The organism is Kitasatospora sp. NPDC058492 (assembly GCF_042720685.1).
GTDB lineage: Bacteria > Actinomycetota > Actinomycetes > Streptomycetales > Streptomycetaceae > Kitasatospora.
Genome location: NZ_JBHXMU010000013.1, coordinates 60,853 through 84,923, shown reverse-complemented (window position 1 = coordinate 84,923; position 24,071 = coordinate 60,853). Strand labels below are relative to the sequence as shown.

15 protein-coding genes and 1 tRNA gene are annotated in these 24,071 nt (G+C 70.9%); 14 read left to right on the top strand and 2 right to left on the bottom strand.

The annotated features are described in order from the left end of the window. Positions 1–192 precede the first annotated feature (192 nt). From tmk to ACFWPI_RS11685, 10 genes are all read left to right on the top strand, one after another. Complete coding sequence (gene tmk, locus ACFWPI_RS11730) at positions 193–3,687, top strand: dTMP kinase (RefSeq protein WP_380373015.1); 3,495 nt, start codon at positions 193–195, stop codon at positions 3,685–3,687. A gap of 244 nt (positions 3,688–3,931) precedes the next feature. Continuing rightward, entirely contained in the window at positions 3,932–5,143 is a 1,212-nt protein-coding gene (locus ACFWPI_RS11725; protein ID WP_380373045.1) for a DNA polymerase III subunit delta', read from the top strand. A 273-nt stretch (positions 5,144–5,416) separates the two neighbouring features. Beyond that, complete coding sequence (locus ACFWPI_RS11720) at positions 5,417–6,550, top strand: hypothetical protein (RefSeq protein ID WP_063348701.1); 1,134 nt, start codon at positions 5,417–5,419, stop codon at positions 6,548–6,550. A 119-nt stretch (positions 6,551–6,669) separates the two neighbouring features. Further along, complete coding sequence (locus tag ACFWPI_RS11715) at positions 6,670–8,367, top strand: alpha/beta hydrolase (RefSeq protein WP_380373012.1); 1,698 nt, start codon at positions 6,670–6,672, stop codon at positions 8,365–8,367. Between the two features lie 84 nt (positions 8,368–8,451). Continuing rightward, positions 8,452–9,117, top strand: coding sequence for a leucine efflux protein LeuE (gene leuE / locus ACFWPI_RS11710; protein WP_063348703.1), 666 nt, complete (start codon positions 8,452–8,454; stop codon positions 9,115–9,117). Between the two features lie 82 nt (positions 9,118–9,199). Further along, a tRNA-Thr gene (locus ACFWPI_RS11705) sits at positions 9,200–9,276 on the top strand. A gap of 436 nt (positions 9,277–9,712) precedes the next feature. After that, the gene (locus ACFWPI_RS11700) at positions 9,713–10,969 is read left to right on the top strand and encodes an ATP/GTP-binding protein (RefSeq protein ID WP_380373009.1); all 1,257 of its coding nucleotides are present in this window, start codon (positions 9,713–9,715) and stop codon (positions 10,967–10,969) included. Then, on the top strand, positions 10,969–11,634 hold the full coding sequence (locus tag ACFWPI_RS11695) for an RloB family protein (RefSeq protein WP_380373007.1): 666 nt from the start codon (positions 10,969–10,971) through the stop codon (positions 11,632–11,634). The genes ACFWPI_RS11700 and ACFWPI_RS11695 overlap by 1 nt, the downstream gene beginning before the upstream one ends. 92 nt (positions 11,635–11,726) lie before the next feature. Continuing rightward, the gene (locus tag ACFWPI_RS11690) at positions 11,727–14,327 is read left to right on the top strand and encodes an N-6 DNA methylase (RefSeq protein WP_380373004.1); all 2,601 of its coding nucleotides are present in this window, start codon (positions 11,727–11,729) and stop codon (positions 14,325–14,327) included. Between the two features lie 70 nt (positions 14,328–14,397). Beyond that, the gene (locus tag ACFWPI_RS11685) at positions 14,398–15,540 is read left to right on the top strand and encodes a restriction endonuclease subunit S (protein WP_380373001.1); all 1,143 of its coding nucleotides are present in this window, start codon (positions 14,398–14,400) and stop codon (positions 15,538–15,540) included. Positions 15,541–15,544: 4 nt separating this feature from the next. Here the strand turns inward: ACFWPI_RS11685 and ACFWPI_RS11680 are convergent, their stop codons facing one another. Both ACFWPI_RS11680 and ACFWPI_RS11675 read right to left on the bottom strand, forming a co-directional pair. Then, entirely contained in the window at positions 15,545–15,766 is a 222-nt protein-coding gene (locus ACFWPI_RS11680; protein ID WP_380372999.1) for a DUF397 domain-containing protein, read from the bottom strand. After that, positions 15,759–16,553 (bottom strand): Scr1 family TA system antitoxin-like transcriptional regulator, encoded by a 795-nt coding sequence (locus ACFWPI_RS11675; protein ID WP_380372997.1) that lies wholly within the window; start codon positions 16,551–16,553, stop codon positions 15,759–15,761. Before ACFWPI_RS11675 ends, ACFWPI_RS11680 begins: the two co-directional genes overlap by 8 nt. Positions 16,554–16,911: 358 nt before the next feature. Between ACFWPI_RS11675 and ACFWPI_RS11670 the strand changes: the two genes are divergently transcribed. The 4 genes from ACFWPI_RS11670 to ACFWPI_RS11655 all read left to right on the top strand — a co-directional run bounded on the left by ACFWPI_RS11670 (position 16,912) and on the right by ACFWPI_RS11655 (position 23,886). Next, on the top strand, positions 16,912–17,244 hold the full coding sequence (locus tag ACFWPI_RS11670) for a hypothetical protein (RefSeq protein WP_380372995.1): 333 nt from the start codon (positions 16,912–16,914) through the stop codon (positions 17,242–17,244). 97 nt (positions 17,245–17,341) lie between these two features. Further along, on the top strand, positions 17,342–20,872 hold the full coding sequence (locus ACFWPI_RS11665) for a type I restriction endonuclease subunit R (protein WP_380372991.1): 3,531 nt from the start codon (positions 17,342–17,344) through the stop codon (positions 20,870–20,872). A 5-nt stretch (positions 20,873–20,877) separates the two neighbouring features. Further along, on the top strand, positions 20,878–21,660 hold the full coding sequence (locus ACFWPI_RS11660) for a M48 family metallopeptidase (protein ID WP_380372988.1): 783 nt from the start codon (positions 20,878–20,880) through the stop codon (positions 21,658–21,660). 108 nt (positions 21,661–21,768) lie between these two features. Further along, positions 21,769–23,886, top strand: a complete 2,118-nt coding sequence (locus ACFWPI_RS11655; RefSeq protein ID WP_380372986.1) for an AIPR family protein — start codon at positions 21,769–21,771, stop codon at positions 23,884–23,886. Positions 23,887–24,071: the final 185 nt, after the last annotated feature.

Sequence of the window (24,071 nt, the reverse complement as noted above, 5' to 3'; positions counted from 1 at the left end):
GCCGCTGCCAGTGCCTTCGCCGGCACCTTCGCCAGTGCCCCGCCAGTGCTTACGGGCCCGCGACCCCACCCCGGGGACGCGGGCCCGAGGCCGGTCGGACGGTGTGCGCGGAACGTCACAACCCGGTGATGAGCGGGATCCGGAACCCCGTTCATCTCATTCCGGTCAACCCCAGCCCGCTACGCTGACCGTATGACGAGCGAGGAGCAGCCCACCCCCAGCGCCGCCCCGGCCGCCCGCGACGCCACGTCCGGGCTGCCCGAGGTCGCGCCAGCCGGGACCCCGGTCGACCGGGCTCGCGCGCTGCTGCGGACGCGCCCCTACCGGCGCCTGTGGACCACCCAGCTGATCGGTGGCACCGCCGACCGGCTCGGCCTGCTGGTGCTGCTCGCGCTCACCGTGATCGCCGTCGCCCTCGGCGGCCAGTTCGGCGCCTTGCCGCGCAGCCTCGCCTTCGCCGTCACGGCGGTCCTCGCCGTCCGGCTGGCGGCCACCGGGCTGGTCGGCGTCGCGCTGCTCGGACCGGTGCACCGACTGGTCGCCGGCCGGCTGGACCGGCGCTGGACGCTGTTCGGCGCCGACGCGCTGTGCGCCCTGCTGATCGGCCTCGCCCCCTGGTGGACCGTCTGGCTGGGCTCCGGCCCGAAGCCCTCCGGCGCCGCCGCCTACGTCCTGCTCGCCACCGTGTTCGTCACCGGTGCCGCCGAGCGGGTCCGGGGGATCGCCAAGGACGCCGCCGTCCCCGGCCTGCTGCCGCCCGCCGATCCGTACGCCCCCGCCGCCGAGCAGCGGCCCGCCGCCGCCCACCTGGACACCGTCCGGAGCATCGACCGCTTCACCGGCTGGGCCACCCTGCCGCTCGCGGCCGCCGGCCTGGTCGCCCTCACCCTGCTGAACAACATCGGCGCCGCTCTCGGCTCGGACTGGCTCCGGGCCCACCAGGTCACCTTCGCCGCGCTCGGCGCGGCCGGCCTGTTCGCCGCCTCGGCTGCTCGCGACTACCTCCAGCAGCTGCCTGTCGGCCCGGTGGCCGTCGCCCCGCACTCGCCGCTGCAGGGCCTGCGCGCCCCCACCGACGCCACGCCCGGCCCCGCGCTGAGCAAGGGCCGCACCGGCAGCGCCCCGTACTTCACCTTCGCCGTCGCCGCCGGGTACGCCTCGATGGCCGGCGTCGCCGCGCTCGCGCTGCTCACCGCCGCCGAACACCGGGCCGGGCCGATCGGCTACGGCCTGCTGGTCCTCGCCGCCACTGCGGCGCCCGCCCTCGGCTCCCGGCTCACCCGGGCCACGCTGCCCGCGCTCTCCCGCCGCCGCCTGCTCGCGCTGGCGCTGCTCACCGAGGGTGTGGCGCTGATCCTGGCCGGGCTGGTGCTGGACTTCGTCCTCGTCCTGGCCCTCATCGTGCTGGCCGGCCTCACCGCCGGGATCGTCGTCTCCGCCGGGCGCACCCTGCTCGGCCAGGAGGTCGAGGAGGCCCGGCTGCCGAAGGTCACCGAGCACCTGTACGCGGTGCTGCGGGTCGTGGTCGGCGCCGCGCTGGTCGTCGTCCCGCTGATCGCCGCGGCGTACGGGGACGTCGAGTACGGCACGGTCGAGCCCGGCTCGTTCACCTTCATCCACGGCGGCGCGGCCCTGGCCGTCGCCACCTCGGGGCTGCTCACGCTGGTTCTCGCCGCCGTCGTCCTGCTGCGGACCGACGACCGGCGCGGCACCGCGCCCTTCGGCCGGGACCTGGTCGACGCGGTGCGCGGCGCCGTCGGCCCGGCCCCGCGCCAGGGCGCCGGCACCGGCTTCTTCATCGCCCTGGAGGGCGGCGACGGCGCCGGCAAGTCCACCCAGGCCCAGGCGCTCGCCGAGTGGATCCGCGGCAAGGGCCACGAGGTCGTGCTCACCCGCGAGCCCGGCGGCAGCCCGGTCGGCCAGCGGCTGCGCGGCCTCGTCCTGGACGTCGGCAACACCGGCCTGTCGCACCGCGCCGAGGCGCTGATCTACGCCGCCGACCGGGCCGAGCACGTCGAGAACGTCATCCGGCCGGCCCTCGCCCGCGGCGCCGTGGTGATCACCGACCGGTACATGGACTCCTCCATCGCCTACCAGGGCGCCGGACGCGACCTGGCCGCCACCGAGGTCGCCCGGATCTCCCGCTGGGCGACCGGCGGGCTGCTCCCCGACCTGACCGTCGTCCTGGACGTCGACCCGACCAGGGCCCGGGAGCGCTTCACCGAGGCGCTCGACCGGCTGGAGTCCGAGCCCACCGAGTTCCACCAGCGGGTCCGGGCCGGCTTCCTCGCCCTCGCGGCCGCCGACCCGGCGCGCTACCTGGTCGTCGACGGCAGCCAGGCCCCCGGCTTCGTCACCACCGCCATCCGGCACCGGCTCGACCGCGAGCTGCCGCTCTCCGAGCAGGAGAAGGACGCCCGCGCCGAGCAGGAGCGGCTCGCCCGCGAAGAGGCCGAGCGCCGCGCCGCCGAGGAGGCCCGCAAGAAGGCCGAGGCCGAGGCCGCCGAGCGCAAGCGGCAGGAAGTGCTGGCGCAGCTGCGGGCCGAACAGGCCGAGCAGGAGCGGCTGGCCAAGGAGGAGGCCGAACGGGCCGCCGCCGAGGCCCGGCGCAAGGCCGAGGAGGAGGCCCGCCGTCGGGCGGAGGAGGAAGCCCGCCGCCGCGCCGAGGAGGAGGCCAAGCGGAAGGCCGAGGAGGACGCCCGGCTGGCCGCGGAGGCCGCCGAGCGCAAGCGCCTCGCCGACGAGGCGGCCGCCCAGGCGGAGCTGCAGCGGCAGCGGGAGCTCCAGCGCGAGGAGCAGCGCCGCCGGGCGGAGGAGGCGCTGCAGCGGGCCGAGGAGGCCCGGCTGGCGCAGGCCGCCGCGCTCGCGGCTGCGGCCGCGGCTGCGGCGGCGGATCGGGCGGCGGCGGGCTCGGCGGGTTCGGCCTCGGGCTCGGCTGCTGGTCAGGCTGCCGGTCCGGCCGCTGGTTCGGTTCCCGGGGATGCCGTGACCACCGAGCTGCGGGCCGTCCGGGACGTCCCGGGGGCGGGGCCCGTGGGCACTCCCGGGCCCGGCGGCACCGACGAGGCGACGCGGGAGCTGTCGCTGCGGGACAGCCAGGCGGCCGTCCGGGCGGCGGAGGCCGCCGACGCGACCGCCCAGCTGCCGGTCGTCCCGCCGACCGCCGTGGACGAGACGGCCGTGTTGCCGAAGGTCACGGAGGAGGCGGACCGGACCGCGGTGCTGCCGCGGATCGAGCCGGGGCGTCCGGCGCCGGGGCGTTCTCTGTCGGAGCGTCCGGCACCGGGCCGGGTGGAGCCGGGCCGTGCGGGGGCGGGTCGTACCGAGGCGGGCCGTACCGAGGACCGGGTGCCGCCGGGGCTGTGGCGCGAGGAGCCGGTGGACAGCACCCGCGAGCTGCCGGTGGTCGGCGACGAGCCGCAGCCCGCCGACGAGTCGCAGGCCACCGCCGAGCGACCCCGGCCGGAGTGGGCCGAGGAGACGCCGATGGACGACCTGCCGAGCCTCACCGACACCCTGCTCGGCTCGCGTGACGAGTGGGCGCGCTGGAATCACGGAGGCCCGGCCCCGCAGGACCCGCGTGGCGGCCAGGACCGGCCCGCCCCCGGGGGCGACCAGGGCGGGGTCGGCGAGGGCGGCGAGGGCGGCGGCAAGGGCAAGGGCCGTCGCTGGGGCCGTCGGGGCTGAGGGGCGGCCGGGGCCGGCCTCGGGCGTAAGGCGGTACGGACGACGGTAGGACAGCGGTACGGACGACGGGCGGCGTCGTCGGGGTGGAGAGCCCCGGCGGCGCCGCCCGTCGCCTTCGGCGGTGGGGCGCCTCCTTTCGGTGGTGGGCGCCCCGGAGGGCGCCGTGGCTGTCGGAGCGGACACGTATGCTCGACGGCGGGGAAGAGGCGCCGGGAGCGCTGCCGTACGGAGCTTGGGAGCAGCAGTGGCCGTCTGGGACGACCTGGTGGGCCAGGAGCGGGTGGTCGAGCAGCTGACCGCCGCCGCCCGGTCGGCCGGGGCGACGATCGCGGCCGGCCGCGGAGCCGGCCCGCAGCCGGGCGGGAACGCCTCCCTGATGACGCACGCCTGGCTGTTCACCGGCCCGCCCGGGGCCGGGCAGGTCACCGCCGCGCGCGCGTTCGCCGCGGCCCTCCAGTGCACCAGCCCGGACCTCGCGCTCGGCGGTACGCCCGGCTGCGGGTTCTGCGACGGCTGCCACACCGTGCTGGCCGGCAGCCACGCCGACGTCAAGTACGTCCGGACCGACGGCCTGTCCATCGGCGTCGGCGACATGCGCGAGCTCGTGCTGCGCGCCTCCAGCTACCCGACCGGCGGCCGCTGGTCGGTGATCCTGGTCGACGCCGCCCACCGGCTCACCGAGGCCGCCGCGAACGCGCTGCTCAAGGGCGTGGAGGAGCCCTCCCCGCGCACCGTCTGGCTGCTCTGCGCCCCCTCCGTCCAGGACGTGCTGCCGACCATCCGCTCGCGCTGCCGCCTGCTCGTCCTGCGCACGCCCGCCGCCGAGGCCGTCGCCGACATGCTGGTCCGCCGCGACGGCGTCGACCCGGAGACGGCCCGGCTGGCCGCACTCGCCGGGCAGGGCGACGTCGAGCGCGCGCGCCGCCTCGCCGTCGACGACCAGGCCCGCACCCGCCGCGCCGAGGTGCTGCGGATCCCGCTGGAGGTCGGCGACATCGGCGGCTGCCTGGCCGCCGCCCAGCGTCTCGTCGACACCGCCAAGGCCGACGCCGAGGCGCTCGCCGAGACCCAGGACGCCAAGGAGACCGACGACCTGAAGGCCGCCTACGGCGCCGCCGAGGGCAGCAAGGCGCCGCGCGGCATGGCCGGGGCGGTCAAGGAGCTGGAGAAGCGGCAGAAGAGCCGGGCCACCCGCACCCGCCGGGAGACCCTCGGCGTCGCGCTGCTCGACCTGCTCGGCTTCTACCGGGACGTGCTCGCGCTCCAGCTCGGCTCCAGCGGCACCCTCGCCAACGAGGACCAGCGGCAGGCCCTGAACCGGGTCGCGCAGGACGGCCCGCCGGAGGGCACGCTGCGCCGGATCGAGGCGGTGCTCGCCTGCCGGCGGGCGCTGGACCGCAACGTGGACCCGCTGCTCGCCGTCGAGGCGATGACGGTGGCGCTGCGCGCGGGCTGAGCTGCGTTGCCGGGCCGTCGGGCCGTCGGGCCGCTGGGCCGCTGGGCCGTTCGGGGTGGGACCGTGGGGCCGGGTGTCCGGCGTAGGCCTCCCGGAGCCGTCCCGTTGTCCCACCTTCGAGTGAACGATCGATACGCGCCGGGCACACCCGCGTGCGACCGTCCGCCCGTTGTGCACGCTGGGGGCCGACTGTGCCCCGGTGCCGGGGCCGTCGCCCCCGTACGGCACCGGGTCCCGTCCGGCGCCGGCCCTCCTCCCGAGGCGGTGCGTCCCATGGTTCGTTCGCTCCTCGTCATCCCCCTGCTGATGGCCGCGCTGGGCGGGATCTGGCTGGCCCGCGGCGCGCTCCAGCGCTGGCGCGACCTGCGCGCCGCCGCGACCTACGAACTGGCCGGTGAACGCTGGCCGATGCTGGTGCGGGCGGCCGGAGCGATGATCTGCGGGGTCTGCGTCACCGCGTTGACGCTGCTCACGGCGCTCGGGGCGTTCGGCGGCCTGACCCCCCGCGGCCAGGAATCGGACCGGGCCGAGTCGATGGTCGGCGCGGCGGGTGCGGGCCCGGGCGGGGGGCCGGCGGTCCGGCAGCAGCCGGCGCCGCCCGTCGTGGCGGAGCCGGCCGCGGCCTCCGGCGCCCCGTCGGCCGCCGTGAGCCACTTCGACGGCGTCGGCCAGCCGGGCGGCGGTGAACTGCTGCAGTCCGCCGTGCCCGGCCCGGACGGGCAGCCGCGCACCGTCCGGGTCTGGCTGCCGCCGCAGTACGCCAAGGAGCCGAACGCGCGCTTCCCGGTCGTCGTGATGCAGGCGGCCACCCCGCGCAAGACCGCCGACGCCGAGGTCCCGGACGTCTTCGAGGGCCTCACCGCGGCCCTGCAGACCGGCCGCGCCCGCCCCTTCATCCTGGTCGCCCCCGAGGCGCCGAACGGCACCGCGCACCCCTGCGACCTGGTCGCCGCCGCGCCGGCCGCCGTCGCCGACGACGAGACGCTGCGCGCCGCCATCGCCGCCTCGTTCCGCATCCTGGCGCCCGGCCCGGCCTCCTGGGGCACCCTCGGCGTCGAGGGCGGTGCGCCGTGCGCGGCCGCCGCCGGGCTGTCCCGCCCCGATCTGTACGGCGCGGCCGCCGCGGTGTCCGGCCGCTACGACGCCGCCGCGCTCACCCAGGCCGGCGCCGAGGCCCCGGCCGGCAGCGCGGCGAAGCTCCTGCTGGCCGCCGCCAAGGCCGACACGGCCGGGCTGGACACGGCCCGCAAGCTCCAGGCCGCGCTCCAGGCCGGGGCCGGACCGGCGGCCAAGGCCGAGGTGAAGATCTCCGACAACGTGCAGGACTACACCCCCGACCGGGAGCGGATGCGGCTCGTCCGGCAGGCGGCGCAGTACCTGGCCGACGCGCTGGCCAAGGCGTCCTGACCCGGTGTGGACGGGGCGTCGCCGCCCGGTGCCCGTGACGGGTGCCGGGCGGCGCGCTGTGGTGCAATGCGAGGCGGGTCGCCGGGCGACGACCCTGGGTGACGATCGAGAGGGCTCGGATGATCGCGAGGGGTCGGATGAGGGCCACCGGGCGGGTACTGGCCGCGGCGCTCGCCGTCGGGCTGCTGGCGGGCGGGTGCGGTGCGGGTTCGTCGGGTTCGTCGGGTTCATCGGGTTCATCGGGTTCGTCCGGGGTGGGGGGCGGCGGGCCGTCCGGTCCCGCCGGGGCGGCCTCGTCGAACGCGGCCGGGGCCGTGGAGCCGTCCACCCCGGCCCCGCCCGGGGTCACGCCGCTGGAGCCGCTGCCCGCCGCCGTCCCGGCCGGGCTGGCCCCGTACTACGCGCAGCGGCTCGACTGGCAGCCGTGCGACGGCGGGTTCGAGTGCACCGCCTTCCGGGTGCCGCTGGACTACGACCGGCCCGGCGACGGCGACCTCACCCTGGTGGCGGCCCGCGCCACCGCCGTCCCAGCGGGCTCGGGCTCGGGTTCCGAGGAGGGGGCCGGGGGCGGCCGGCTCGGCTCGCTGCTGCTCAACCCCGGCGGGCCCGGCGGCTCGGCGGTCGAGTACCTGGAGGCCGCCGCCCGGACGTACGACAGCGGCGTGCGCGCCCGGTACGACCTGGTCGGCCTCGACCCGCGCGGAGTCGGCCGCAGCAACCCGGTCACCTGCCTGAGCGGCGACCGGATGGACGCCTACACCGCCGTCGACCTCACCCCCGGCGACCAGCACGGAATCGACGCGCTGATCGCCGCAGACAAGGAGTTCGCGGAGGGCTGCCGGCAGCGTGCCGGGGCGGCGCTCGGCCACCTCGGCACCGTCGAGGCCGCCCGCGACATGGACGTGCTGCGCGCCCTGCTCGGCGACGAGCGGCTGAACTACGTCGGCAAGTCCTACGGCACCTTCCTCGGCGCCACCTACGCGGGGCTCTTCCCCGGCCGGGTCGGGCGGCTGGTGCTGGACGGCGCGGTGGACCCGTCGCTCGACTCGGTCACCGGCAACCGCACCCAGGCCGGCGGCTTCGAGACCGCCTGGGCCGCCTTCGCCAAGGACTGCGCCAAGCACGAGGACTGCCCGCTCGGCCGCACCGAACAGCAGATCGGCGATCAGCTCACCGCCCTGCTCGCCACCGTCCAGGCCCACCCGCTGCCCAGCACCGACCACGGCCGCCGACTCACCGCGGCCCAGGCGACCACCGGCGTCATCCAGGCCATGTACGCCGACTTCCTCTGGCCCAAGCTGCGCACCGCGCTCACCGATGCCAAGGCCGGCGACGGCACCAGCCTGCTGAGGCTCTCCGACTCCTACTACGGGCGCGAGGCGGACGGCTCGTACCCCAACCTGATGTTCGCCAACACGGCGGTGAACTGCCTCGACCTGCCCGCCCCGTTCGCCGGGCCGGAGGACGTCGAGCGGGCCGTGCCGGACTTCGAACAGGCCTCGCCGCACTTCGGCCGCGACATGGCGTGGATGGCGCTGGCCTGCACCTACTGGCCGGTCCGGGCCACCGGCACGGCGCACACCATCCGGGCCGCCGGCGCCGCCCCCATCGTCGTCGTCGGCACCACCCGCGACCCGGCCACCCCGTACGCGTGGGCCCAGGCGCTGGCCGGGCAACTGGAGTCCGGACGCCTGCTCACCTACGACGGGGACGGCCACACCGCGTACGGGCACCACGACGCGTGCGTGGACGGCGTGGTCAACCGCTACCTGCTGGCGGGTGAGGCACCGGAGCCGGGCAAGCGCTGCGCCCGGTAGGAGGGATGGTTTCCGCTTCAACCGACCGCCGGTGCGACGTTACGATGAGCGCCCCCCGTCCTCATCCCCTCCCCGGAGCGCACCGTGCTCGGAGTCAACGACCTGGCGACGTACGTCCTCGGCGCCCTCGTCATCGTCCTACTGCCCGGCCCCAACTCCCTGTACGTGCTGTCCGTCGCCGCCCGCAAGGGCATCCGGACCGGCTACCAGGCCGCCGCCGGCGTCTTCGTCGGCGACCTCACCCTGATCAGCCTCACCTCGCTGGGCGCCGCCTCCCTCCTCAAGGCCAACCCGGCCGTCTTCGCCGTGGTCAAGCTCGGCGGCGCCGCCTACCTGCTCTGGATCGGCTACGGCATGCTCCGCGCCGCCCGCCAGCTCTGGCGCGAACGCCGGACCGCCGACAACCCCGACAACCCCGCCGCCACCGCCGAACCGGCCGCCGAACCCGTCGAGCGCCCGTTCCGCCGCGCCCTGGTGATCAGCCTGCTGAACCCGAAGGCGATCCTCTTCCTGCTCTCCTTCTTCACCCAGTTCGTCGACCCGGCCTACGGTCAGCCGGCCCTCTCCTTCGGCCTGCTCGGCGGCATCCTCCAGACCTTCAGCGTGCTCTACCTCTCCCTGCTGATCTTCGCCGGCACCACCCTCGCCGCCACCTTCCGCCGCCGCAGGCGCCTCTCCGCCACCCTCACCAGCGGCGTCGCCGTCCTCTTCGCCGGCTTCGCCGCCAAACTCGCCGTCTCCTCCGCCTGACCCGCACCCCCGCCAACCGGGTGTGGATCACCCGCGAAACCTGTGTAGACTGGCCCGCGTTGCCACCACGCGTGACAACGGTGCCGCCTTAGCTCAGCTGGCCAGAGCAACGCACTCGTAATGCGTAGGTCGCGGGTTCGAATCCCGCAGGCGGCTCCAAGGAGAACCCCAGGTCAAGTCTCTGACCTGGGGTTTTCTGGTTTTGATGACCATGTGAGTCAGGCAAATCGGGCATCTGGAGCCTGTGCATCGCAATGCGTAGGTCATCGGTTCGTTAGCGTCATCGATTCACAAGGTGGCGCCTGTGACCTGCGGCTTCGTCGAGTGCGATGGGTTGGGGCAGTTCTTGCTGGGTGGCCTCGGTGGACAGTCGGTGGACAGCCGTGCGTGATTCAGCGCCAGGAGCAGCCGCGCTGGTCGTTGGAGGAGCGCCTGCAGGTTGCTCTGGTTGTGGCGTTCCGACAGAAGGGGCCGAAAGCGGAACGCTGGGCCGGCGCGGGAATCGCTTCTGAGGCTGAGCCAAAGATCATCGTTCAAGCAGTTCGGTGAGGTCTTCGCCGCTACTCTGATCGCATCGACGAGAGAGGGGGACGGGATGCTGCTCCGTTTCCGTGTCGCGAATGTGCGATCACTACGGGACGAACAGGAGCTGTCCTTCGTCCTTCCCGAGGGTGAGCCGGAGATTGCGTCGCGTGAGCTTCGAACCGGCGGTGACCGTTCGGTATCCGTGCTCCCTCTGATCGGAATCTTCGGCGCCAACGCTTCGGGCAAGTCGAACGTGCTGGCTGCCCTGACCGACATGAGGTCGGCCGTCCTCAACTCATACGCTCGTTGGGCTTCGTACGAGGGGGTCCCGCGCAGGCCCTTCGCCTTGAAGGCCACGGACGAGAACGAGCCCAGCTTCTTCGAAGTCGATGTCGTCATCGACGAGGTGCGCTGGACGTACGGGTTCGAGCTGGGGCCGAAGCGCGTTGAAGCCGAGTGGATCCACAGCTACCCGCGTGGTCATCGCCAGGTTTGGCTCGATCGAGATGCCTCGCGGCCTGAGGTGTACGAGTGGCCGGGCGGCCGGGTCAAGGACCGCGCGCAGTTGGCGCGGCGTACCCGACCCAATGCCCTTCTCCTGTCCACGGCGGGCACGGACAACCACCCTCAGCTCTCCGCGCTCTTCCACTGGTTCCGCCGGAATCTCTGGATCATCAACCCGGAGGACGAACGGGAGCAACGGGAACAGTTCACGACACGCGCCCTCTCCGGCAGCCAGGCCCGCCGGATCAATGAACTGCTGCGGGTCGCCGACCTGGGGATCACCGGAGCGGAGATCGTCCAAGAGGAGAAGGGCGGAGCCAGGGTGAGGCTCACCCATCGGTCGACCGGCGGTGACGTGGCCTTTGACTGGCGTGACGAGTCGCTTGGCACCCGTTCCTGGTTCGCACTGCTCGGCCCCCTCCTGTTGGCGCTCGACGAGGGTGCGGTGTTGCTCGTCGACGAGCTGGACGCCAGCCTGCACCCGCGCTTCGCCGCCGAGGTCGTCCGACTCTTCCACGACCCCCAGTCCAACCCCAGGGGAGCGCAGCTCCTCTTCACCTCGCACGACCCGTCGGTTCTCGCCACTCCGAGCGGTGGCCGCCTACTGGAACCGGACCAGGTGTGGCTGACCGAGAAGGATGAGGACGGGGCCACCGAGCTGTATCCGCTGACCGCCGCGGCGCCGGGTGAGGACGAGGACCTGATGAGGTCCTACCTGGTCGGTGCGTTCGGGGGGGTTCCCTCACTCCTGGAGGGGCAGATCGCCCGGCGGCTGCTGGCTGTGGGCGAGCAGGAGCGCGAGGAAGGGGCGGGGCGGAGCTGATGGCGCGCACGAAGGGGAACGAATCGCTGGGGCCGGCGAAGCAGCAGCGCGGCCGGCGCCGTCGAGTGGTCCATGTCTTCACCGAGGGGAAGGTCACCGAACCCACCTACATCGAGGCGGTCTCCGGCCTGGTCCTCCTGCACGACCAGGGGGTCGAAGTCCGGATCGCCAACGCGAGCGCCCCGGGCTCCCAGCGCAAGCCGATCAAGCTGGTCGAGGCGGCGGTGCGGCTCATGCGGGACGAAGCCCGCAGTGCGAAGCGCAGCGGAGTGAAGAAGGAACTGTGGCCGCAGGTCTGGTGCCTGTTCGACCGGGACGACCACGAATCGATCGATACGGCGCTCAAGCAGGCCCGCGAAGGTGATGTCCAGGTCGCTTTTTCGCACCCGTGCTTCGAGGTGTGGCGGCTGCTCCATCACAAGCCGGTGACCGGCACCTTCGGTGGCGTGTGTGGGGAGGCGGAAGCCAGGTTGCCGTTCGTCAAGGAGCCCGGGAACATCAAGGTGGTGCTGCCGACGCAGATCAAGGGCGGATTCATCAAGGCGAAGGCTCGGGCCGAGAAGATGAACGGTGAGCACGGCAAGCACATGCCGTTGACCCAGCGCGACCCGTACACCGACGTGTACGACTTCGTCGAGAAGGGGCTCGGCATCGCGTCGTACTGAGCGGAAGCCCACCGGTTCGGATGAACGGTTTCCGCTCGGTCGCCCTGCCCCCGTAGGGTTCCTACGTCAGACCGGTCGTAGGGAGTCGTACGTTGGCCAAGCTCACGCTCGCGCAGTTGGAGCGGCATCTGTTCGCCGCCGCGGACATCCTCCGCGGCACGATGGACGCCTCCGAGTACAAGGACTACATCTTCGGTCTGCTGTTCCTGAAGCGGGCCAACGACGAGTTCGAGGCCGCCCGCGACCGGATCAGGGAGTCCGCGGCCGAGGAGCTGCGCCTCACCGGGGATCTGCTGGACGGCTACCTGGAGCAGAAGTCCACGTACAGCAAGCGCGACGTGCTGTTCGTCCCACCGGAGGCCCGCTGGGAGCAGATCTCCTCGGCTACCCACAACATCACCGAGGAACGACTGCGCCCCGCCCTCCAAGCGCTGGAGGCGCAGAACGACAAGCTCAAGGGCCTGTTCGACCATCTCGACTTCAACCGCATCGGTGGCTCCGGCGCGGCGGCGGGCGCGGCCAAGCTCGCCGACCAGCGGCTGAAGCTGCTGATCGCCCACTTCGGGCGCATCCGGCTGCGGACGGACGACTTCGAGTTCCCCGACCTGATCGGCGCCGCGTACGAGTACCTGATCAAGGAGTTCGCGGACTCGGCCGGGCGCAAGGGCGGGGAGTTCTACACCCCGCGTGCCGTCGTCCGCATGATGGTCGAACTGCTCCGCCCCCGGCAGGGGATGCGCATCTACGACCCGTGCGTCGGCTCCGGCGGCATGCTCATCCACGCCAAGGAGTACGTGGAGGAGCACGGCGGCGACACCACGGACATGTACTTCGCCGGCCAGGACGCCAACAGCGGCGCCTGGATCATGTCGACGATGAACATGGTGCTGCACGGCGTGCGCCGCTTCGACCTGTACACCGGCGATACCCTCGCCGAGCCGGCGGAGGTACCGGAGTCCGACGCGGACCGCTACGACGGGGTCCTCAGTAACCCACCGTTCTCTATGGACTACACGCTCAGCGGCCTCAAGTTCGCCACGCAGCGTGCGGCCTTCGGGGCCACCAGCGAGCGCGGCAAGGCCGACCTGATGTTCCTCCAGCACATGCTCTGGATGACCAAGCGGGAGGGGAGCGGCGGGATGGTCATCACGGTCATGCCGCACGGGGTGCTGTTCCGTGGCGGCGGCGAGCAGGAGATCCGCACGAAGCTCCTCGACGAGGACGCGATCGAGGCCGTCATCGGCCTCGCCCCGAACCTGTTCTACGGCACCGGCATCCCCGCCTGCATCCTGATCCTGCGCCCACCGGGCAAGAAGGACCCCAAGCTGGCGAACAAGGTGCTGTTCATCAATGCGGACCGGGAGTACCGCAAGGAGTCGGCGCAGAACGTCCTGCTGCCCGAGCATGCCGAGAAGATCACCTCCACCTTCCATGGGTATGCGGAGGTGCCGGGATTCTCGCGACTGGTGAGCCGTGAGGAGCTGCGCGACAACGGCGACAACCTCAACATCCGCCGCTACGTGGACAACACGCCGCCGCCGGAGCCGCAGGACGTGCGGGCCCACCTGGTGGGCGGGGTGCCGCGCGCGGAGATCGAGACGAAGAAGGAACTGCTCGATGCGTACGGGGTGGGCCTCGCCGATCTCTTCGCCGAGCGCGACCCGGTGGACCCCGAGTACGTGGACTTCCTGCCGGAGGGACAGCACCCGGACGCGGCCCGGCTGGCGGAGCTAGCCCGCCCTCGGGAGGATGCGCTGCGGGGCGTGTTCGAGGAGTGGTGGCAGGCGGAGGTTCAACGCCTGGAGGCGGTGGCCGCAACTCCCGAGCGGCTTGCGGACCTGACCCCCTCGGAGCGCAAGGCTGCGCTGATGGCCGTGCGCGGCGATCTGATCGAGTCGTTCGTTGAACGTCTGGGCCGGGTCGGGCTGCTGGACCCGTACGCCCTCGCGGGCGCCGTCGCTGGCTGGTGGTACGAAGCCAAGTACGACCTGCTCACGCTCTCCGAGAACGGGTTCGCGGGCGTCCTGGACGGCTGGGTCGAGAACGTCGAGACGCTGCTCGCCCCTGAGCAGGACCCGAAGACCCGCAAGCTGCGCAAGCGCACGGCCGCTGAGCGGCGCCAGGCGTACGACCACAAGGTGGTCGCGGCGATCCTTCCGGACTTTCTGGAGGAGCTGGCGGCGGCGGACGCGCGGAAGGCGGAGCTGGACGCGCGGTGGAAGGAACTCAACGCAGAGCCGGATTCGTCGGAGGACGGCGAGGGCGGGGACGAGGAGGACGGCGACGCTCCCACGCGGGAGGAAGTCGCGCTGAGCGCCGAGCAGTTGGCGGAGCTGGCGTGGGTGAAGAAGGAACGTACGAAGGCGGGTGCTGTGATCAAGCGCCTGGAGACGGAGTTCTGGTTCCCGTGGCCGAGCGACCCGCCCACGCTGGGCGAGGAGCCGCCGAGGCTGTTCCGGGCACGGGCGGAGCTGGACCCGGTAGGGGAGCGGCGCGTGGTGCTGGACCTGCTGCGGGACGACCTGGTGGGGAAGCTGGACGGGCATGTGGTGCGCCGGCGGCGGGAGTTGGCGGAGACGTACCGGGTGTGGGAGGACAAGTACGCGGTGTCGCTGCGGGAGATTCGGGCCGAGCGGGAGAAGGCGGCGGCGAAGCTGGATGGATTCCTGAAGGGGCTGGGCTATGCGAACTGACGCTCAAGCTTGGCGGTCGGCCCCGCTAGGCGAGTATCTGCTGCGGATCGAGGCAGGGAAAAGCCCACACTTGCCGGACATTCCTGCTGCGCCGGGAAATTGGGGCGTTCTCAAGGTCAGTGCAGTTCATGCGAATGGCTACCGCCCGAGCGAGAACAAAGCCCTGAACGATTCAAGTCCAATTGAATCTCGCTACGAGGTGCGCCCGGGGGACCTCCTTTTCTCTCGCGCGAATACGCCTGATCTAGTTGGTTCTGCTTGCATTGCTACAGCTTCTCGTGAGCGCCTCCTGCTGTCGGACAAGACCTTGCGTCTAGTTGTCAATCCTGCTCTTGCCGATGTCCGGTACGTCTGTCTCTCTCTGTCCAGTCATCAACTTCGTCAGCAGATTATTAATTCGTCTTCGGGTAGCAGCCTGAGCATGCAGAACATCAGCCAAGGCGCTATTGAGGGCCTTGCCCTGCGATGGCCTCCGCTCGCGGAGCAGCGGCGGATTGTCGATGTGGTCGATGCCATGTCGGCACAGGAATACGCCATCGAGGCGTCGATTGCGAAGATGCGCAGCGTACGGCAGGGCACTCTGCTAGCCTCCATGACCTCAGTCGGAGGTGGGGAGCTCCCGCGAGGGTGGGCTCGGATGCCACTCAAGGACGTGGTGCCCGAGGCTGAGTACGGCATCTCTAACGCTCTCGATCAGGACCCCCGAGGCATCCCTGTTCTCCGGATGAATAATCTCCGCGACGGTAGGCCGGAGCTATCGGACTTGAGATACAGTCCGGTGTCAGTGCCGGGAAGGCTTGAGCTTCGACGTGGGGATGTATTGTTCAATCGGACGAACAGTATTGAACATATCGGAAAGTCTGCTATGTGGCGTGCGGAAATTCCCCGGGCTACATTCGCCTCGTATCTGGTGCGCATCAATCCGGATAAGACTCGCTTGATTCCTGAATACCTGGTCGAGTGGTTGATGCACCCGCTGATCCGCCAACGGGTTCAGTCGATCTCTACCGTCGCGGTTCAGCAGGTGAACGTCAATCCAACCCGACTGCGTGAACTGGAAATCGATATGCCGGTCGATCTGGTTGAGCAGCGTCGGATCATTGACTTGCTCTCCTCATGTGACGAACAGATCCAAGGTGAGCAAGCGGAGCTGAACAAGGTGCGCACGCTCAGGCTGGGCCTTGTCGACGACCTATTGGCTGGGAGTGCCTGACCGCTTAGACGGGGAATCGCCCGTCCTTGACGGCTGCGACGAACGATGACCAGGCATCCGTTGCGAAGAGCAGGGCAGGGCCGTGCGGGTTCTTGGAGTCGCGGACGGGGATGCCCGACGCGTGGCCGTCCAGCACCTCGACGCAGCTGCCAGCATCAGGTCCGCTGTAGGACGACTTCCGCCAGCCGCTCAGTGAGCTGGCATCCGGGATCGCGTGATCAGTCATGGTGCCCGTAGTCCTTCGCTCTTGCCTTCAGGAAGGCAAGTGACTCCTTCAGCGGCATTGCGTCGCTCAGGGCAAGAGCGTAGGCGCGCTGGAGCCGTTCGACCATAGCCGGGCTGTCGTGCACCTTGCCCACGTGCAAGCCTTCGGTGTAGGCAACCGGCGGTTGATCCTCGAACCACATCAGCGTCAGCATGCTGTGCAGGAGCGGATGAAACCCTAGATCAAGTGGCAGTACGTGTACGCGTACACGCTTAGCCTCAACCAGTCGGATCATGTGCGTGATCTGTTCTGCCATGACATCGGGGCCGCCGATGGCACGCCGCAGAACCATCTCGTCCAGCAGGGCCCAGACTACCGGCGTCGCGGGGCGAGTGAGGATCTCGGATCGCTTGAGGCGTGTGACAACCGCCCTGTCACATTCCTCTTCGTTCTCAAGGGGGAAGCCGCTGCCCAGAACCGTGCGTGCGTACGATTCGGTCTGGAGGATGCCGGGGACGAAGGTCAACGCGAACTCATGGATCGTCGTGGCCTGCTGTTCAAGGTGTCGCGCAGTGGCGAAGTGATCGGCGACCGCCGCGTCGTCCTGCGGCAGGAAGCTGGTCAGCACGTCTCCCGTGCCCAGAGCCTTATCCAGGCGCCGCGCGTCGTCCCTGGACGGGATGCGGCGGCCGGCCTCGATGTGGGCGATGTGCGAGCGCGTCATGAACGCCGCGTCGGCCAGCTCCTGCTGGGTCATCCCCGCCGCTTCGCGCTGCGCCTTGAGCCAGTCCCCGTAAATGCTTCCCATCGTCAACCCCCGCGTGACGGACGCCGTGTCACCTGCCAACCACTGGCGAGCCTAACCCCGCCCGTCTCACTCTGTGAGTGGATCGCTACGCAGCGATGCCCGGCCGGGAATGGCCGGCCGCAGACCGAAGACCCCCGCGACCGCTTGCGACGGCCCGGGGGCGTGGCCTTCAACTAACCGGAGTTGATGACGTGTTGCACTGTACCGCCCGCATTTTCGAGCCGCTGCCGCGGCTCCTGTGGCCCGCCCCGGGCCGCCACCGCTCGACCGGCGCACCGTCTGTGGACGCGCTCCCCGCCACTCTGCCGCGCCGGCGGCGTGCGCGGTTGTGCGCCGTGTGCTGCACGGAGGTGGTCGCGTGATCGGCCAGCAGAGCGGGCGGCGACTGCTCCCGTGGACCACCCCGGAAGGCAAGCCCTGCTACCTCGTCGGCGGTGGGACCGGCCGCGTCTCCCGGACCGCCGACAGGGTCGAGCGCGTGCAGCTCGGCATGGCGGTTGAACTGCTCGGCCACGCCACCGAGATGCTCGCTGACCGCCGGGCCACCGCAGTGCAGCTCCGCTTCCTCGCCGCCAGCCTGGCGGAGTCGCTGCGCGACGTGCACCGGATTGCGGAGAGCAGAGGTGCCCGCCTTCCGGTACCCGCCTACGACGACCCCGAGGGGAGCGACCCGCCTGCGCTGGAGGCCTGAGCCGCCGTACTCCCGTTCGCTCGAACACTCCCGCCGCACCCCACCCATGGCGCAGAATGGATCACCTGGGCGGTGATCGGCGGGGGAAGGCGCGGGCATGGCAGTGCAGACCGAGCGGGACGAGGTGGAGCGACCCATCGTCGCGCAGCTCCAGGCGATGGGGTGGCGGCACGTGCCCGGTACGGAGGTCGACACGCTCGATGTCGAGACGCCGCTGCTCGTGGACGAGCTGGATGCAGCCCTGCGCCGGATCAACGTCCGGGCGTCGGACCACGAGCCGTGGATGAACGGGACCGACGTCAAGCGGTCCATCGCGGAGCTGGCGTCCGTCTCTCTCGGGAAGGGCGTCGCGCAGGCCAACTTCGACACTACCGACCTGCTGCTCAGCGGACTCGTCCTCTCCGGCCCGTCTGCCGCGCACGGCGGTGCATCGGCCACCGTGCAGTACATCGAATGGCACGAGGACCGGGCCGCGCTCAACGACTTCACCGTCGTCGACCAGCTCAGCGTCCGGAACCGGTCCGGGGAGCTGTCGGTCCTCGACATCGTCCTGTTCGTGAACGGGATCCCGCTCGTCGCCGTGGAGTGCAAGAGTCCCGACCTCGCCGACCCGATCCACAGTGCTGTGCTCGATCTGCGGCACTACGCCGGCGACCCCGTTGCCGACGACGAACGCGACGACCCCGCCCTGTTCACGCCCGCAGGGGTCCCGGAGCTCTTCCGGACCGTGCAGCTGCTGGTCGCCGCGACCGAGGGGAGTGCCTATCTGGGCACCGTCACCTCCACGCCCGACCACTTCCACCCCTGGCGGAGCATCGAGCCGCAGAGCGAGGCGACGCTGAGGGCGGAGCTGCCGGACCACACCGGCAAGCTGAACGAGCGGCACAAGCTCGTCGGGGTCGTCCTGCGCCCCGCCGCGCTCCTCAACGTCGTACGCCACTACGTCATCCCGCTCCCGGTGGAGACCGAATCCGGGGGCACCCGGACGGTCAAGGCCGTCGCCCGGCACCAGCAGTACCGCGCGGCAGAGAAGTCCGTGCACAGGCTGCTCACCGGCAGGACGCGCGGCGGCTCCGTGGCCGACGACGAGCGCGGCGGGATCATCTGGCACACCCAGGGCTCCGGCAAGAGCCTGACCATGACGTTCCTCGTGCGCCGGATCCATCTGCACCACCGGCTCAGCGAGTTCATGGTCGTGGTCGTCACCGACCGCACCCAGTTGCAGGACCAGCTCTCCAAGACTTTGAAGCTGAGCGAATCCGACGTCGAGACCGCCGCGACCCGCACCCAGATGGAGGGGCTGCTGCGGGACGGTGGTCGGCGGGTCGTCTTCGCGATGATCCAGAAGTACGGGACCGGGTTCACCTTCGCCGCCGAGGCGACGGGCGACGAGGACGACCGGGACCTGGCGGAGGAATACCAGGAGGCCGAGCGAGCCGGCGCGGGCCGGCAGCCCGACACCCAGCCGCCCGTAGTGAACTTCCCCGAGTGCAATACCTCGTCCGGCATCCTGGTCCTGGTCGACGAGGCCCACCGCTCGCACACCAACACGCTGCACGCCGCTCTGCGCAAGGCCATCCCCAGGGCGGCGAAGATCGGTTTCACGGGCACGCCGATCATGACGGGCCGGCTGGAGGACACCCGCCGGATCTTCGGCGGCTTCCTCGACACCTACCGGATGGCGGAGGCCGAGCACGACGGGGTCGTCGTCCGCATCCGCTACGAGGGCCGCACCGGTGAGGGCAAGGTCTTCGACAAGGACGGCCTCGACCGGAACTTCGCGGATCTGGTCCGCGACCTCACGGACGACGAGCGCAGCGCGCTGCGGCGCTCGCCCACCGCACGTGACGTCGCCGAAACCCAGCCCATGATCCGCGCGAAGGCCGAGGACATGCTGGAGCACTGGGTGACCTGGGTGCTGCCCGGCGGCGGCTTCAAGGCCCAGGTCGCGGCGGTCAGCCGGAAGGCGGCCGTCGAGTACCACCACGCACTGCGACTGGCACGCGATACCCTCCTGGCCGAACTCGCCGTGTTCGACCCGGAGTCGGTGGCCGGCATTCCCCCGGAGAAGCTGCCCCGCCGACTGCGCTACCTGCACCAGGCCTACCAGTACCGTTCCCTGCTACGCCGCATCGACTTCGTGCCGATCATCTCCCCTGGCGCGGAGCGCAAGCGCCGCCAGTGGCTGCACTGGACGGACAAGGACCGGCAGAGGGCTTACATCGAGCGTTTCCACCAGGCCTTCCCGCACCTGCCGCCCGAGCCCGAGTGGGTCGCCACCACGCCCTTCCACGTACCGGTGCCCGAGGTGCCGGAGGCGAGCACGGTGGGGGACAACCCGTGGTCGCAGGAGACCGTCGAGCAGCCGGGGAGTCGGCCGACGGCCGGACCCGACCCCGTGCACCCCGAGAGTCCGATCGCCTTCCTCATCGTGAAGTCCATGCTGCTCACGGGCTTCGACGCCCCGCGCGAGCAGGTGCTCTACCTGGACCGGCCGATCCGCGACGCCGAACTCCTCCAGGCCGTCGCCCGGGTCAACCGGCCGATGCCGGGCAAGGACGTCGGCTATGTCGTCGACTACCACGGCGTCTTCGAGCACCTGTCCGGCGCGCTGGCCGCCTACCAGCAGGCCGACGTCGACGACACGATGCGCAGCCTGTCGGAGGAGATCGACGGCCTCGGGCCGGCGGCTGAGGCGGTGCGCGCCTACCTCCGTGCGCACGGGGTGACAGAGGCGGACCTCGCCGACCTCGGGCGGTTGGGCTCCGCGGCGCTGGCCTTCGAGGACGAGACCGCGAGGTTCGGGTACGACGAGGTGCTGCACCGGTTCCTCGCCGTGCTGGAACGCGTTCTGCCGCACGAGCACGGCCTGGACTACATCGCCGACGCCCGGCGCTGGGGGATGCTCCAGAAGCGCATCCGCAGGCTCTACCGGGATGCGCCGGGCGGTTCGTTCAGCCTGCGGCGCTACGGCCGAAAGGTTCGCGCGATGATCGCCGATCACCTGGAGGGGCCGGAGATCGAGCAGGTCATCGCGCCGGTTTCGCTCGCCTCGCCCGTCTTCGACGACAGCGTCCGCGCGCTGCCGCCGCGCGAGGCCGCGGCCGAGATGGGGCACGCGCTCCGCTTCCACCTGGAGGAGCGGGTCAAGCGGGAGGACCCGGAGAAGTACGACCGGCTCTCCGAGCGGGTGGAGGAGATCCTGCGGGAGCTGGCAGGACGCTTCGACGAGCAGGTCGAGGCGTTCGGTCCGTTGATCGAGCAGGCCCGGCGAGAGGACGAGGAAGACCCGGAGCTCGCGGGGCTCAGCCCGGTGGAACAGCGGGTGTACCGGCTGCTGGAGCGGCTGATCGCGGAGAACCCGGGAGTCGTGCGGAGGGGTGGGGCCACCCGGCTACTCGTCGACGCGGTGTGCGACACGGCCGCACAGATCATGGTCAAGGCGTCGTACCAGGGGCAGCACCAGGACCTCGACACCCTGGCTGACGGTATCCAGAATCAGCTGTTCGAGGGCGGTCTACGGCCGGCAGGTAAGGATTGGGCACCCCTGCAGGGCATCGCGCAGAGACTCGCGGTGTATGCGGCGGGCAACCGGCGGCAGTTCCTGGGCAGGTTGCGGGGAGAATAGGCGGGGTGACCGCCCTCGCCGACAACCGCGTCCCCCTGGCCCTTGCCGAAGGGGACAGGCTCACCGTGGACGGCCTGGTGCTGCGGGTGCGGGTCAGCGCCCGCCGCAAGCGGTTCGCGCTGACGGTGGAGGCGGACGCCGGGCTGACGCTGCACGCGCCGGAGGGCCGTCAGGCAGGGGACGCAGAGCGGTTCGTCCGCGAGCACCGTGCCTGGCTGATGGCCAAGGTCGGCGTACGGGAGCGAACCCGACCGCTGAATCCTGCGAAGCGGCTGATCGAGGGCGAGGTCTTCCGCTACCTGGGACGGACGTACCGGCTGGCGATCGTGGCGGACCCACCTGCCGATGGCAGCGTCCGCCTGATCGCTGGGCGGTTGACCATGGGCAGGGAACAGGCCGAGGATCCGATCCGTGGGCGGGCGGTGCTGGTCGACTGGTACTGCCGGGCCGGCCACGCCTGGGCGGCAGGGAGACTGCAGCCATGGGCGGCTCGGATGTCCGTGACCCGGCCGGTGGTGGATGTACGTGATCTTGACACGCGTTGGGGCGTGTACCGGCCCGACCCGAAGGGGCACGGGCCGGGCCGCATGAGCCTCGGCTGGCCGCTCTTCCAGCTGCCGATGCACCTGGTGGACTACGTCATCGCCCACGAGCTTGCACATGTGCGGGTCCCTGGACATGGTGCCGACTACTGGCGGCTGCTGAGGTCGGCTCTGCCCGAATGTGAGTCCCGTCGCGGGGAGCTCGATGAACTGGGGCGGCGCATGTGGATGGGGGACGTGGTTTAGCAGGGGATGCTCGGTGGCGGTGCCGGGTCCTTCAGCTCGACCACGATGATGCCGGCGTCTGCGCTACCGTCGAGCGGAACGGACCGGGATAGGCGCATTGGGGTGGGCATGGCCAGGACGAACAACGGCGACCTCACGGCAGTTCGACAGGTCGGTCGCATGCTGGATGCGGCGTTCGACGGTCGTATCGACATGTCCGACTTCGAAAGCAATTCCGAGGAGCAGCGCAAGAAGGCATTCCGGTCCCGAGCGCTGGCCGCCCTGGCCGTGCGCATGGTCACCGGCTGGCAGAACACGGACGCAGCGGAAGCGGTCATTGACGGGCGGGATGACCAGGGCATCGACGCCATCGCCGTCACGAGTAGCCCTCCGCATGTCTACCTGGTGCAGGCGAAGTGGAGCGACCAGGGGCGGGCGACAGCTCGAACCGATGCCATCCTCAAGATGTTCGCCGGGCTGAGGCTGATCGATGGGGAAGAGAGCAGCCAGTTCAACCCGCGCGGTCAGCTGTTGGCCGAGCAGGCCAAGGAGGCGATGAGCGAGCAGGCGGTCGGGGTCACGCTGGTCACCGTTCTGATGGGCGCCGAGCCGCCGTCCAGAGAAGTTCTCAACGAACTGGTCAACGGAGAGCGCGAGTTCAACACCCATGGCGACAGGGTCGACCATCGCTTCCTGCATGCTTCGGATGTGTGGAACTGGGCTCGCGCGGACGCCGCACCGGCGCCCGTGGCCATGTCGGGGAAGATGGACCCGTGGTTCTCCCTCGACGTACCTCACCAGGCGTTCCAGGGAGTAGTCAAAGCGGAGCAGGTTGCCGGTTGGCTGGACACCCACGGCACCCGACTCTTCGAACTCAATATCCGGAACCCATTGGATGGCACGCTCGCGAATGAGGAGTTGGTCGCCACACTGACGGACGAACCCTCGCTGTTCTGGTACTTCAACAACGGAATCACCGTGCTCTGTGACACGGTGGATCCGCTGTACGACTCGATGCGAAATCCCCACGGCGGACCGGTGGTTCTTCGGCTCACCGGGGCGAGCGTCGTCAACGGTGCTCAGACGGTCAGGGCGGTCCAACGAGCGCTCGAGTCCTCCGATGATCCGGCGACAGCGCGCGTAGGTGTCCGGGTGATCGCGACCGGTGGTGCGACTGATTTCTCCTCGCGCACCACCCGGGCCACCAACCGGCAGAACCAGGTGGGGCCACGTGACTTCGCGGCCCTGGACCCGGTTCAGGCGGAGATTCGCGCCGATCTCCGGGCCGAACTGGGCAAGTCGTACTCGGTGAAGCGCGGCGAACTGAGTCCTTCACCCGAGACGGGATGCTCGTTGGATGAGGCAGCCACCGCTCTCGCCTGCGCCCACCCGAACGCCGAGTACGCGGGCAGGGCGGCCAGTTCACCGAGCACGCTGTGGGAGCGGGGCAGCAAGGAGACCTACGACATCCTCTTCCGCCCGCAGCCGAGCGCCTTCCAAGTATGGCGCTCTGTCGTGACGATGCGGCTGATCCGTAATGAGCTGCACCGGCTGCGGCCCACGTACGAGAAGCTCCCGGCCGCCGTCCTCGAGCACGGCACGTACCTGATGTGCCACTTGGTGTTCCGCCAGTTGGGGACGGATCGGATTGACGACCCGGACCTCGATTGGGAGGGCGACTTTCTGCCCCAGGTGCCGGCGACCGTCGGAGCGCAGCTCGCCGCACTGGTCGACGTCCTCGAAAAGGGTTACACGTCCCGGGTGCAGGGACTCCTCAGCGATCCCGACAAGTGCCGCGAGCTCGCCGCGAAGGTTGCCGGACTCGGGGCTACGGGCGGGGATACGGCCGGACTGGTCGACCGATACGGCAAGCAGACTCAGGCGCGTAAGCGGCGACGGCCCAATGCCGTGCCCACGTTGGTCGATCACCAGGCGATCAAGGAAGGGACACCGCTGCGCTTCGTGTCGATGAACTCCATCGAGCAGGAGGCCCTGGCCGACTGGTTGGCGGAGGATGATCGGCGTTCCCGGGTCACTTGGGTCAACGACCGGACGAAGCCGCTGCTCTGGGAGGCAGACGGTCGGCGGTACTCGCCTTCCGGGCTGGTCACGCTGATGTGGGGGCAGGCGAGGTGGGAAGAGCGGCCGGTCTCCAACCAGGGGACGGCCCGCTGGCAGACGTCGGAGGGCGCCACTCTGGCAGCGCTGGCCTTTGCTCTGCAGGACGGTAACGCCGAGTCCGACTGAGCCTAGCTGGGCCGCTCCGACGCAGCGCCGTGCTGGTGAGCGCTGTGCGGCAGGGAAGCTCCGGCTGTGGGCGCCAGCGGGTGTCACAGCGTGGGCTCTTGTAAAGAAGAGACAAGGCGGTTCAAACCGCCGTCGAGCCGCTCACGGCTGTCCCTGGTGGACGGTCGGTGGACGGACGCCTATGG

What these genes read in the sequence shown, in the direction of transcription:
- ACFWPI_RS11665 (WP_380372991.1), top strand. Translation starts at nt 17,342, where the DNA reads ATGGCAGTGCAGACCGAGCGGGACGAGGTGGAGCGACCCATCGTCGCG.
- ACFWPI_RS11715 (WP_380373012.1), top strand. Translation starts at nt 6,670, where the DNA reads ATGATCGCGAGGGGTCGGATGAGGGCCACCGGGCGGGTACTGGCCGCG.
- ACFWPI_RS11655 (WP_380372986.1), top strand. Translation starts at nt 21,769, where the DNA reads ATGGCCAGGACGAACAACGGCGACCTCACGGCAGTTCGACAGGTCGGT.
- ACFWPI_RS11680 (WP_380372999.1), bottom strand. Translation starts at nt 15,766, where the DNA reads ATGACTGATCACGCGATCCCGGATGCCAGCTCACTGAGCGGCTGGCGG.
- tmk (WP_380373015.1), top strand. Translation starts at nt 193, where the DNA reads ATGACGAGCGAGGAGCAGCCCACCCCCAGCGCCGCCCCGGCCGCCCGC.
- ACFWPI_RS11695 (WP_380373007.1), top strand. Translation starts at nt 10,969, where the DNA reads ATGGCGCGCACGAAGGGGAACGAATCGCTGGGGCCGGCGAAGCAGCAG.
- ACFWPI_RS11700 (WP_380373009.1), top strand. Translation starts at nt 9,713, where the DNA reads ATGCTGCTCCGTTTCCGTGTCGCGAATGTGCGATCACTACGGGACGAA.
- ACFWPI_RS11675 (WP_380372997.1), bottom strand. Translation starts at nt 16,553, where the DNA reads ATGGGAAGCATTTACGGGGACTGGCTCAAGGCGCAGCGCGAAGCGGCG.
- ACFWPI_RS11720 (WP_063348701.1), top strand. Translation starts at nt 5,417, where the DNA reads ATGGTTCGTTCGCTCCTCGTCATCCCCCTGCTGATGGCCGCGCTGGGC.